This is a genomic window from Algoriphagus limi, assembly GCF_024919275.1.
GTDB classification, from domain to species: domain Bacteria; phylum Bacteroidota; class Bacteroidia; order Cytophagales; family Cyclobacteriaceae; genus Algoriphagus; species Algoriphagus limi.
The window spans coordinates 583,337-595,721 of the sequence record NZ_JANWGH010000001.1 but is presented as its reverse complement, the minus strand read 5'-3'; the positions used below and the strand labels follow the sequence as shown (position 1 = coordinate 595,721).

Below are 12,385 nucleotides of genomic sequence, written 5' to 3'. Positions count from 1 at the left end.
ACTCCATACTGTTTACTATTTACATTTTACTTCTTACAACCCTAAACTACTGATTCAGAAACTCAGCCAGCAAACTCTGAAAATGATGAACTCCCTTTTCCATTTTAGGAGAAAATCTCCCTGTCTTATAAACCCGGGAGGCCATTCCTTTGAAAACCCCTTCTACCACAAACTCATCTTCCCTTTCTACTTTATCCAAGGCCGCTCCGGCTCCGGTATCCAACTTGGATTCATCATAGACATAGCTGATAAAACTGACTTTTGTTCGATTGGGAGAAATGGGTTTAACCACATTGATTGAGCAACCCCAAGGATAAAAGTTGAACATCATATTAGGAAAGACCCAGAAGTAATAGGCAGATATCTGCTGTCCATAATCTTCATGATCTTTGGGCAGGTCAAATACATGCTCACCACCAGAGGAATGCCCTACTTGCAGATTGCAATGGGAATAAAGAATGGTCTCGTATTTCCGGTAATCCAACACCGCATTCAAGCCTTCATGGACAAAGGGGATATGAAAACCCTCCAGATAATTGTCGCAGTACAATGCCCAATGTGCATTCACCAAATAATCCTTGTTCCTGCTTTTGTCTTCCTTAAATTCATCCAATGGTAAAAAACCAATCTTTCGATTCATCGCCTCCAATACCGGCTCAAAATCAAACGCATCCTCCCCCAAAGAAGCAAACAACCAAGGCCCAAGATTTTTAAGCGGAAAGCGGGTCAGATTATCTTCTTTTCTAGGAAAATCCTTCGTGTCCTTAAACTCAGGCATAAATTGAAATTCCCCCTGAAGATTGAATCTCCGGGCGTGATAGCCACAAATCAATTGCTTGGTTTTGCAGGGGTCATGGCAGAGGATATTTCCACGATGAGTACAAACATTGGACAAAGAATGAATTGTACCTTGATCGTTGGTTAACAACATAGGTTCCTCCAATCCAAACTCCAAAAAAGGTAGAGGCTTCACCTGTCCGGGCATCTCCACTTGGCTTTTGTCTCCAATAAATTGCCAGGATTTGGCAAAGACCTTTTCAATCAAATCCTCAAAAACAGTCTGTGAACGATAAAAAGAAGAAGGAAGGGTTCCTGCTTGGGCAATATCCGGATGGATGTAAAAGGCTTTGGACATAATTATTTATCTTACTATTGCCACAAATTAAGGAAAAGCCACAAAACCCGATTTGCTTTTGAAAAATTCTTCCATTCGACAGCTGGGCCTAATCACTGTTATTTCCCTTGTTGCAGGAGGAATGATAGGTTCCGGGATATTTTCCTTGCCGGCAGTCTTGGGCCAATTAGGCGCCATAAGTTTGTTAGGATGGATTTTGGCCGCTGCTGGAGCTTACACCTTGGCTATTATCCTAGGGAAACTTAGCAAAGCTATCCCAGAAAGCGGAGGGGCCTATGCCTACACAAAATCTGCCTTTGGGGAACTATCAGCTTTCTTGGTGGCTTGGGGCTATTGGCTTTCCACCTGTACCACCAACGCTGCCATTGCCTTGGCATTCACCGGTTACCTAAGCGTTTTTTTTCCTGTTTTGGAAAGCTCGCTTGCAGGATTTAGCGCAACAGCTTTAGCTGCTATATGGAGTCTGACTGCGCTAAACTATTACTCGATTCGATCCTCAGGTAATCTTCAGGTAGTCACCACCCTTTTAAAAATACTTCCCTTGTTAATTGTGGCTATTGGAGGCTTCTTCTTTTTTGACAGTAGTCATTTTCAGCCCTTGAATCTTTCCGGGGGATCAGATTTCCAAGCCATTACCACAGCCTCCGTGCTCTGCTTTTTTGCCTTCATGGGAATTGAAGCAGCTACCATTCCTGCCGATAACATCAAAAATCCAAAGCGAAATATTCCCAAAGGAACTTTGATTGGAGTGTCCTTGGTGGTTTTTCTGTATCTATTCAGTACGATTTCGCTTTTTGGAGTACTTTCTCCAAGTGAATTAGCAAGCAGCCTTGCTCCACTCAGCGATGCAGGAGTATTGATTTTCGGGAAAAATTCCAGCTACATCATAGCCTTGGGTGCCTGTATTTCCACTTTTGGAGCCCTCAATGCATGGATTTTGATTCAGGGTCAAATCTCCTACTCCATGGCCAAAGACGGACTTTTGCCTAAAAAACTAGCAAATAAAAACCGGTTTGGGATTCCCGGAAATGGCTTGATTTTCTCCAGTTTGCTGGTGACAGTGGTGATGATTTTCAATTTCAGCGAAAGTTTTGGAAATGTCTATTCCTTTATGATCCGCCTGACTACGGTCACTTCCTTGTTCTTTTACCTATCCGCCTCCTTGTCTTTTGGGTATTTCTGTTACCGAGGCCGATTCGGTTTTTCCTTAAATGCAAAAACTGTATTTCTTACGCTTCTAGGTCTAGGATTCAGCCTTTGGCTTTTTGCGGGCTCGGGTTTGGAGGCCATTCTTTGGGGAATGGGAGGAATCGCCTTGGGCTTACCTGTATATTTTTGGAGTAAAAAGAAAAATGAAGGCTAGAGCACTTTAACTCTTACTTTTTCTTAACCCCTCTTCACCATCTCAATATGCTCAATCCCATCTTCGTCATATACATCCCCTTCAGCCTGAAAACCCAAGGATTCATAAAAACCCAAGGCGTAAGTTTGGGCACCTAAACGGATATCGCAGGGTCCATAGAGATTTTGACAAGCTTCGATTCCTAACTCCATGACTTTTCTCCCAAAACCTTTACCTCTAACCGAGAGAGCGGTCACTACCCGACCAATTGCAACCTCTTTGTAGGACAATCCGGCCGGAACGATCCGACAATATCCTACCAATTCATTATCGAGGTGCAAAAGCAAGTGATGGCACTTCTGATCCTTATTATCCATATCCAAAAAGACACAGTTTTGCTCCACTACAAAAACCTCACTTCGCAATCGGAGCAAATCATACAATTCATCTTGGGTGAGTTCGCTAAAAGCTTTGACTGTATGGGATAGGTTCATGAGAGTACAATTGAAGGTGATTTTACCAGCCAAATATACTATTTGTTGATTGACCTCGAATGTCTTCCTTCTTCCCTAACAGAACTTGACTAGCAAAAATCGAAGGAGACCAAACACCTCCGCGAAGAATTTCGTACTTTCAGATAACCAACCAGCATAATGATGAAAACTAAACACACGCTCGTTTTTCTAGTAGCCCTATTGGCTTTTTCCTGTAACCCTCGCGGTAACAAGAACCTAGGAGAACTGATTACGGAAACTCGTCCCATCAGTGGAATCAGTGAGTTAAAAATTGATGGAGTATTCAACATTTATCTCGAGCAGGGAGATGGTGAAACCTTGGAAATCAATGCCTATGAAGAAGTTTTGGACTACTTGATTATTTCTGAAAATGGCTCTGAATTATTGATTGACTTTGATCCCGAACAAGCGGATTTTTTGGATGATAAAACCCCTGTAATCCACTTAACTCTTTCCAGCCTCAATAAATTGCAATTTGATGGCGTCGGGAATATTCAAACCAAAAAACGCTTCCTATTGAATGAACTCCAAATCAAAGGAAAGGGAGTTGTCAATTTGGAATTGGAAATGGAAGCAGATCGACTCGAAGCAGAATTGGATATGATGGGAAATACCAATCTTTCCGGAAAGGCGGAAGTGGCAAAGATCAATTTTAAAGGCATGGGAAATCTTGAGGCATCCGATTTAGTTACCCAAAAAATGGAAATCAATTCCAATGGCATGGGACATGTGGCTGTGCATTGTGAAGGAGAACTTTCCATTACCGCACAAGGAATGGGTATTGTGAGTTATACCGGAAATCCAACCATCCTCAAGGAAGAAATCAAAGGATTGGGAGTTGTGGATCGTAATTGATCTATTTCTTCCAATTAATAATACCAAACCCCAGATTTCTATCTGGGGTTTTTTAATTATCTCAATTAATAAATACAAAGCACCTGCCTAAAAAGCCAAAAATACCGTACCTACGGCACTCCTGAAATCAGACACAAACTTATGCTACATAACTTTCGTGCCTAGCGGCACTTTCTTCACACTAGGGATCTAAGTTGAAACATTCACTATTTACCTTTTACCGCTTACTTTTCACATCATATCGTTCTAGGCCTAGTGGAATCCCAATCCTGAACCATTCAGTCCTTATTAAAAAACCTATCAGCCTTCGCTACTTCAACGACTCCATATCAATCACAAAACGATAATGCACATCGGCAGCAATAGTCCGTTCATACGCCTCATTGATCTGCTGAATAGGAATCACCTCCACTTCAGAAACAATTCCATGCTCTGAACAAAAATCCAACATCTCCTGAGTTTCTTTGACCCCTCCTACTAGAGAACCTAGGATACTTTTCCTTCCCCGAAGTAAAAGCCCAGCTTGTACGGTGCTAGGTTCGGGTGGTGCTCCCAAGACCACCATGGTCCCATTGGTTTTTAGCAAAGGCAAATAGAAATTGTAATCATGCACCCCCGAAACGGTATTTATGATGTAATGAAAATAAGACTTTGCCATTTTCATCTGTTCCGGATCTGTAGTCAACACAAAATGCTGAGCCCCTAATTTCTTGGCATCTTGGGCTTTTTCAGGACTTCGGCTAAGCATGGTTACCGCAGCACCCATAGCAGCAGCCAATTTCACCGCCATATGTCCCAATCCTCCTAAACCTACAACAGCCACTCTATCCCCCTTTTTCACATTCAAATGTCGTAAGGGAGAATAGGTAGTGATCCCTGCACAAAGAAGTGGAGCCACTCCTGGAAGTGGAAGATTACCCGGGACTCGCAAGACAAATTTTTCTGTCACCACAATATGAGTCGAGTATCCACCATAGGTGATGGTCTTTTTATCCTGCAAAAGAGAATTATAGGTCTGAGAGTGTCCATTTTCACAGTATTGCTCCAAGTGATCATGACAATTTGTGCAGTGTCCACAAGAATCCACAAAGACCCCCACTCCTACTGTATCTCCGATTTTGTATCGAGTCACTTCAGAACCAATGGCACTGACCTTTCCGACAATTTCATGTCCTGGGACTACCGGAAACATGGTAGCTCCCCATTCATTTCTAGCAGTATGAATATCCGAATGACAAACCCCGCAATACATGATTTCAATTTGAACGTCCAAGGGCTCTAGATCTCTTCTTTCTAAATCAAAAGGTCCTAAAGGAAGATCAGCTTGGGTGGCAGCATAGGCTTTTACGATGGGCATGGCTCAAGAATTTTAGTACAAGTGGATGTTATGTGATTCTACAAAAAATAACTGACTTGACCCTGATAGATACCAAAATATATCTTGAAAAGCTAGAAGAAAAATCCCGTAGAAAAAAAGATCAAATTCAGTATAAACCTATGATTAACAAACTCTAAGCACATCCTAATTGATAGGAAATCAAGCATAATTTCAATACCTTATTATTCAACTCAACCTAAATCACTATGAAAAAAATAACCCTATGTGCCAAATTCCACATCCATGCTGGAAAAGAGTCTGTATTCAAAAAAATCATTCCTCAATTAATTGACAAGGTCAAAGCCAATGAACCTGGAGCAGAAACTTATAATTGGTATTTTAATTCGGATGGAACCAAATGCCATGTTGTAGAGACCTATTCTGATTCGGATGCTGTCATGGCTCACATGGGAAATGCGGGAGAATTGCTTGGAAAATTGATGGCTATTTCGGATTTGTCAGGAGATATCTATGGTAATCTATCCGAGGAACTTAAAGCTGCAATGGGAACCCTCCCCGTCAATCATTTTTCCTTTTATCAGGGCTTATAAACCCCAATCATAATTAATATTCAGTCCTCTGGAAAAGGGCATAGCTGTAAGGTCGTTCTTGTCCAGAGGGCATGAAATAGGAATGAATAAAGGAATCCAATAAGATAAATTCATCTCCCAATCGCTCCTGATACATTTTTTCATCATATCTGAAGACCGATAAACCTGAACATTTGTCAGCTCCAGAAAGATGGAATTCAGCAAAAATAACATAGCCTCCTGGCCTTACTTTTTCCTTTAGATTCTGAAAATAGGAGGCCTGCTCTTTCTCCTCCATGAAAAAATGCATCACGGCCCGATCAAACCATAATTTTACTGGAGGAATTCCTTTCAAAATTTCGGAAGATAAAATATCACCTAACTGGTAATTAATACGCTCTCCTAGTCTTGTTTTTACTTCCTGAAGAGCTACTTCACTAATTTCAGAAACCCAAAGTTCGGAAAGTCCATTTGATAATAATTCATCAGGTAATCGGCTACTTCCTGACCCAACCAATAAAACTGCATCATTTGAATCCAGGTTGCATTGATTAATAAGACGGAAACTTGGACTAAAATCATTTTCAAACCATCCCAATTGATCTTCTGAACTATTGAGATATGCTTGATCCCAATATTTTGAAATAGAATCCTTTTCTATACCACTTTCTTCGGAAGAACAACAGGTTTTGTTTTTGTCTTCCAGCTTACATGAAGGGCCTTGGGTCATCCTAATTTTATAAAGACCAAATATTAAAATTTTGCAAACCAAACTCAGTAAACCTTATCACATAAGTCAATTTAGAGGGAAGTAAAAACCACTAACATGATGAAAATCAGCCATAAAAAAGATTTTTTCGGATGAAAATTGGGTAAATTATAAAGTATTCAAAATCAACAACTTCCCCTTCAAAAAACAGTGATTTTTGGGGTCGTATGTCCAAATGTCAAACTCTAAAATTTAACACCATGTCTATTGTTAAAGTCCTCGAAATTATTGCTTCCTCCGATAAAAGTATTGAGGATGCAATTCAAAATGCCGTAACTGAAGTATCCAAAACCATCCATAATATCGATTCGGTTTACATAAAGGATACCAAAGTTCATGTGAAAGACGGGAAAATCAGCTCCTATGGAGTTATTTGTAAGGTTTCCTTCCGTGTGGATTAAGCCAGGTTAGAAAAGAAAAAAACTCCAGAGCCCAAATTCTGGAGTTTTTTCCATTTAGGAATAAATCTTTCTTAAGCAACGCTATTTCCCCTCACCTCTTTAGCAATATAATTTTTAGCCAAGTCTTCGGGTGATTTGATAGTAACTCTCAATTGGTATTCCTTGAAGATGAGTAAACCAAGGGATATCAAAGCAAAATTTTTAATGATATACTGCCCAACCAAAGTCGGTGTAAACCATGTTTGCCAGGTATCATTCGGCAAGAAAAAGACCGGAAGAAAGGTCAGCACCATATGCGCTAAGAGGATATACAAAGCCCATTTAGTAAATCGCGGAACCAACCAGCTGATTCCAATCAGACATTCAGCTAAGCCAAAAAGTTGATTAAATAAATCGAAAGGTATGAAACCAGCCAAAAGCTGATCAAACAGATTGTGAACCAAAGGTTCTGCTGGAGAAATGCCGATTACTTTCAATAGGCCAAACCAGAAATAAATGATGAAGAGAGAGACTCTTCCAAAGGATGCTAGATGATTCATAATAGATAGGGTTAATCTCCAAACCTAAGTTTTATCAATCACCTGAAACATGATAATAATCAAGTTGCTCGGTAAGTTTTTTCAGGAAAAACCCCCCTCTTCTCAGGATACCTGAGAATATTTTTAAAGAGAGTCATTGAATAAACAAAAAACCATCCAGCCAAAAGCCGGATGGTTTCCGTTCAAAAGCCTATCTTTTTACCTATCACTCAACTATGGCATTTTTATCCCATCCACCTCCTAAGGCTCTGTAGATTTGTACTTTAGCGTGAAGCTGCTTCAATTTGATTTCAACAAGTTCCATCTCAGCATCAAGAGCTTCCTCCTGTGTCAGTAAGACTTCCACATAGTCGGCTTTGGCAAACTGAAACAAACTGTTGGCTACATCAATTGATTGCCTCAGTACATCCACTTCTTGGGATTTTGTATCAAGGCTTTGGGTGTAATTATCCAACTTGGCAAACTGATTCAACACATCTGTATAGGCTTGAAGCAAGGTTTGCTCATATTCAATCACGGACTGTATCTGCTGAGCAGTAGCCATATTATACTGAGCTTGAATAGCCTTTCTATTAATCAGAGGGGCCATCAAATCTCCAGCTGCATTGAAAATCAACGATTCGGGATTGAAAAGGTAAGAAGGATTGAAGGCCTGATAACCAATACCTGCCCGTAAATCCAAGCGAGGGTAGAAATTTGCTTTGGCAGATTTCACATCTAGTTTAGCAGCTGCCATTTCCAATTCAGCCCGACGAATATCCGGACGGTTTTCCAGCAATTGGGCAGGGATACCAGATTGAAGGCTATCCAATTGGATCTCCATCATTCTATCCGAATTTCGAGGGATTCTCGAAGGGTATGCACCCGTTAGGAAGTAAAGCCTGTTTTCAGTCTCTACCAATTTCTGGCGAATCGCAAATTGCTGATTTTGAGTATTTAGATATTGTGCTTCAAATCTATTCACCACCAATTGATTGGCTTTTGCATACTCTTTCAACTGACGGGCTTTTTCTAAAGCATCCTTTTGAATTTCTAGGTTTTGATTGATGATTTCCAACAAATTATCCAAAGCCATCAATTCATAATAGGATTCAGCAATCTCGGAAATCAACTGAGTAACCAAGAAGTTTTTTCCTTCTGTTTGTGCCAAATAGCGAAGTTGGGCTACATCCTTAGCATTCCGAAGTCTTCGCCAAATATCCACTTCCCAAGAAGCAGTGGCTCCCAGCACAAAGTCACCCAGAGGTTCAGGGAATTCTTTCCCTTCTTTGATTTCCAAATTATGTTCCACAGCACCATCCCGAGTAAATCTTCCGGGCTTTTCAGCTCCTGCCCCCAAGCCTAAATTCACGAAGGGTTGATATTCACCGGTCTTCTCGAGAACTTCATTTTTACTGATTTCAATCTCTTGCAAGACAATATTCAGTTCCTGATTATTCAGCAAAGCCGAATCGATCAAAGCATTCAAATGCTCATCTTCGAAATAGGCTCGCCAATCTACTGAAGCAAAGGAAGTAGTATCCTCCAATTGCTTATCAAATAGTTCGGGAAGGTTCGCAGATGGTTCTCTGAAGTTGATTTCCTGGGATTTACAGCCCCAAAAACCAACCATCATGACCAAGGAAATCCCTGTATAGAATTTTATACGATTACTTGTCATTGTTTCTATTGTTTCGTTTTGCGGCCTGAAGTAATACACTGAGTTTACCGATCTTTTTCAGAAGCGAAGCTCTATTTTGACCCTCTTCAACAAATGCTTCAGAAAGCGAAGAATCAGCCTCGTTTTGCAATAAACTCTTTCCTTCAATCATACTTCCAAAGAAGTAATAGAGACCCGGAATCACCAAGACCCCAATCATTGTCCCTAAGAACATCCCTCCCATGGCAGATGAACCGATGGTTTTATTACCAACAGCTCCCGCACCATGTGCAATAACCAATGGGATCAAACCAGCGATGAAGGCAAAGGAGGTCATCAAAATTGGTCGGAAACGCATCTTGGCTCCTTCGATAGCTGCTGCTAAAACTGTAGCTCCTTCGCGGTGACGCTGCACCCCAAATTCCACAATTAACACGGCGTTTTTACCCAGCAAACCAATCAACATAATCATACCTATCTGCGCATAAACGTCATTGGCCAAGCCCATGAGTTTGAGCATTGCGAATGACCCGAAGATCCCGATAGGCAGAGAAAGAAGTACCGCCAACGGCAATACAAAACTTTCATACTGGGCAGCCAAAACCAGATACACAAAGAGCACCACCACGGCGAAAATATAGATGGCCTCATTTCCACGTCTTGATTCATCAAAAGACAAATCCTCCCAAGCAATGTCATAACCTTTAGGAAGAGTCTCTGCGGCTACTTCCCGAATTGCCTGAATTGCATCACCTGTGGTAAAACCTTCAGCAGGCAATCCACGAATGGCAGCTGAATTGAAAAGGTTGTATCGGGTAATTTCATTGGGTCCCTGAGTTTTGTTCACCTTCATGAAAGATGAATAAGGAACCATTTCTCCCTCTTCATTTTTCACAAACAAATCCGTCAAATCGGATGGATATCTTCTGAATTCGGGTGCAGCTTGGGTATAAACCTTGAAGAATCGACCAAAGCGGATAAAACCTTGCTCATAGGTACTACCAATAAGTATGTTGAGGTTCTCCATGGCTTTTCCAATGGTTACCCCTTTTTGCATAGCAGCCTGATTATCTATCTCCAAATGGTATTGAGGGTAATTGGCAGCGAAGAAGGTAAATAAACCTTTGAGCTCTTTCCGCTCTCGAAGAGCAGCTAGAAACTCCTGGTTGATTTTATCAAATTCATCGTAGTCTGTATCACCACCTGTTTTATCCAATAAACGGAGTGAAAAACCACCTGAGGAACCAAAACCTGGAACTGCAGGTGGCTCAAAATATTCCACTACCGCTCCCAAATCCTTGGTTTCCTCTTCTAGTTCTTCCATGATTTCATGAACGCTTTTCTCGCGCTCTGACCAAGGTTTAAGGTTGATCAAACAGGTACCCGCATTAGAACCCCGACCCTCAGTCATGATTTCATATCCAGCCAAAGAGGTCACGGATTCAATTCCTTCCACTTCTTCTGCAATTTGCTGCAATTCCTGAGCAACCTTATTGGTCAATTCTAAGGTCGATCCTGGAGGTGTTTGAATGATTGCATAGATAGTACCCTGATCTTCGTTAGGCACAAAACCGGAAGGAAGGATCTTGTTGGTGTAGATAATTCCTGCGATGAAAATCCCTAAGATTCCAAAGGTTACAATTCGTCGAGCAACAATCACATTCAACACCTTGATATAGTGCCCTGTAAATCTTTCAAAAAGCCTATTGAATCCGTCGATGAATCGATCGAAAAGGGATCTCTTTCGTTTACCATGATGATTTCTCAAAATCATCGCACACAATACCGGAGTCAAGGTCAAGGCGACAATTCCGGAAATAATGATAGAACTCGCCATGGTGATGGAGAATTGACGATAGAAAACCCCAACCGGACCACTCATAAAAGCAATCGGCACGAAAACCGAAGTCATTACAAGTGTAATCGCGATGATCGCACCACTCAATTCACCCAAAGCTTTTTGTGTGGCTTTGTAAGGAGTCAAATGTGGGTCTTCCTCCATTTTGGCGTGAACAGCTTCTACCACCACTATCGCATCATCCACTACCACCCCAATCGCCAATACCAAAGCGAAAAGCGTAATCAGGTTCATGGATAAGCCAAAAAGCTGCAAGACGAAAAATGCTCCAATCAAAGAAACCGGTACAGCGATGATGGGAATCAATGTTGACCGCCAATCACCCAAGAAAAGGAACACCACCAAGGCTACGAGGATAAAAGCATCTCGAATGGTATGAACTACCTGCTCAATAGAAGCATCCAAGAATTTGGATACGTCGTAGCTATATTCGTAATGCACACCTTCAGGAAAGTCAACTTCCAATTCCTTGAGTTTTTCCTTTACCTGTGCGATTACCTCGCTACCATTACTATCAGGTGTCTGCTTCAGCACCATAGAGGATGAAGGCCGTCCGTCCAAATTGGAATAAATATCAAAGAATTCACTTCCCAATTCTACTTCGGCTATATCCTTCAATTTGATTAGCTCACCTTCCTCATTACTTCGGATGATGATATTTTCATATTGTTCTGGCTCATTGAATCGATCCTGATAAGTCAATACATACTCAACAGATTGAGCCTGCTTTCCGGAGCTTTGCCCCAATCGACCCGGACGAGCAATCACACTTTGCTCTTCCATAGCCTCTAGCACTTCCTCGGCGGAAATCTTGTAGGCACGCATACGGTCTAATTTTAGCCATACACGCATAGCGAATTTTCGAGATCCTAGAATCTGAGCTTGTGCAATCCCATCTATTCGCTGCAATTCCGGGATAATCCGGGTATAGGCATAATTGTAAAGGAATTTCTCATCAATATCTGCCCCCTCTTCGCCGTAGATATCAACATACAAGAGCATACTTGGCTGAACAGGAGTAATAATCACACCTTCTCTTTGTACCAAAGGAGGTAAGTTTGGCATGACTTGATCGACTCGAGTCTTTACCCGAACCACTGCCTGGTTTGGATCAGTACCCGGTTCGAATACCACTCGAATTGTACCCTCACCGGCACTAGTCGCATCAGAAGCTATGTATCGCATTCCTTGCACCCCGTTGATTGAGGTTTCCAAAGGAATCAAAGTTGACTTGGTCAACACATCTGCACTAGAACCCGGATAGGCCACGAAAATATTGACCGTGGTAGGTGCAATTTCTGGAAACTGCGAAATAGGCAATTGGGTAATGGCAAGCAATCCCACAAACACAATCATGAAGGAGACCACAATAGCCAATACAGGCCTTCTTAAAATATCTTTAAACATTTCTTTCGGATTTTAAG

The 12,385-nt window shown here is 41.4% G+C and carries 11 protein-coding genes; 4 read left to right on the top strand and 7 right to left on the bottom strand.

Features of this window, described 5'->3' with window-relative positions:
• Window positions 1-46: 46 nt before the first annotated feature.
• Window positions 47-1,135 (bottom strand): aromatic ring-hydroxylating oxygenase subunit alpha, encoded by a 1,089-nt coding sequence (locus NY014_RS02545; protein ID WP_259412963.1) that lies wholly within the window; start codon window positions 1,133-1,135, stop codon window positions 47-49.
• Window positions 1,136-1,193: 58 nt separating this feature from the next.
• Here NY014_RS02545 and NY014_RS02540 point away from each other — a divergent pair, with 58 nt between their 5' ends.
• Entirely contained in the window at window positions 1,194-2,498 is a 1,305-nt protein-coding gene (locus tag NY014_RS02540) for an APC family permease (RefSeq protein WP_259412962.1), read from the top strand.
• A 23-nt stretch (window positions 2,499-2,521) separates the two neighbouring features.
• On the opposite strand, the gene NY014_RS02535 is transcribed toward NY014_RS02540, so the two are convergent.
• Window positions 2,522-2,971 (bottom strand): GNAT family N-acetyltransferase, encoded by a 450-nt coding sequence (locus tag NY014_RS02535; RefSeq protein WP_259412961.1) that lies wholly within the window; start codon window positions 2,969-2,971, stop codon window positions 2,522-2,524.
• A 162-nt stretch (window positions 2,972-3,133) separates the two neighbouring features.
• On the opposite strand from NY014_RS02535, the gene NY014_RS02530 reads away from it, so the two are divergent.
• Window positions 3,134-3,847, top strand: a complete 714-nt coding sequence (locus NY014_RS02530) for a DUF2807 domain-containing protein (protein WP_259412960.1) — start codon at window positions 3,134-3,136, stop codon at window positions 3,845-3,847.
• Window positions 3,848-4,157: 310 nt separating this feature from the next.
• On the opposite strand, the gene NY014_RS02525 is transcribed toward NY014_RS02530, so the two are convergent.
• Window positions 4,158-5,204, bottom strand: coding sequence for an NAD(P)-dependent alcohol dehydrogenase (locus NY014_RS02525; protein ID WP_259412959.1), 1,047 nt, complete (start codon window positions 5,202-5,204; stop codon window positions 4,158-4,160).
• A gap of 227 nt (window positions 5,205-5,431) precedes the next feature.
• Here NY014_RS02525 and NY014_RS02520 point away from each other — a divergent pair, with 227 nt between their 5' ends.
• A complete protein-coding gene (locus tag NY014_RS02520; protein ID WP_259412958.1) occupies window positions 5,432-5,776 on the top strand; it encodes a putative quinol monooxygenase in 345 nt (114 codons plus the stop codon).
• A gap of 13 nt (window positions 5,777-5,789) precedes the next feature.
• On the opposite strand, the gene NY014_RS02515 is transcribed toward NY014_RS02520, so the two are convergent.
• The gene (locus NY014_RS02515) at window positions 5,790-6,485 is read right to left on the bottom strand and encodes a class I SAM-dependent methyltransferase (RefSeq protein WP_259412957.1); all 696 of its coding nucleotides are present in this window, start codon (window positions 6,483-6,485) and stop codon (window positions 5,790-5,792) included.
• A gap of 239 nt (window positions 6,486-6,724) precedes the next feature.
• Here NY014_RS02515 and NY014_RS02510 point away from each other — a divergent pair, with 239 nt between their 5' ends.
• Window positions 6,725-6,925: a dodecin family protein gene (locus tag NY014_RS02510; protein ID WP_259412956.1), complete on the top strand. Its 201-nt coding sequence runs from the start codon at window positions 6,725-6,727 to the stop codon at window positions 6,923-6,925.
• A gap of 71 nt (window positions 6,926-6,996) precedes the next feature.
• Here the strand turns inward: NY014_RS02510 and NY014_RS02505 are convergent, their stop codons facing one another.
• The 3 genes from NY014_RS02505 to NY014_RS02495 form a co-directional block, all read right to left on the bottom strand.
• Window positions 6,997-7,464, bottom strand: a complete 468-nt coding sequence (locus tag NY014_RS02505) for a hypothetical protein (protein ID WP_259412955.1) — start codon at window positions 7,462-7,464, stop codon at window positions 6,997-6,999.
• Between the two features lie 205 nt (window positions 7,465-7,669).
• Complete coding sequence (locus NY014_RS02500; RefSeq protein WP_259412954.1) at window positions 7,670-9,124, bottom strand: TolC family protein; 1,455 nt, start codon at window positions 9,122-9,124, stop codon at window positions 7,670-7,672.
• Entirely contained in the window at window positions 9,114-12,368 is a 3,255-nt protein-coding gene (locus NY014_RS02495) for an efflux RND transporter permease subunit (RefSeq protein WP_259412953.1), read from the bottom strand. Before NY014_RS02495 ends, NY014_RS02500 begins: the two co-directional genes overlap by 11 nt.
• Window positions 12,369-12,385: the final 17 nt, after the last annotated feature.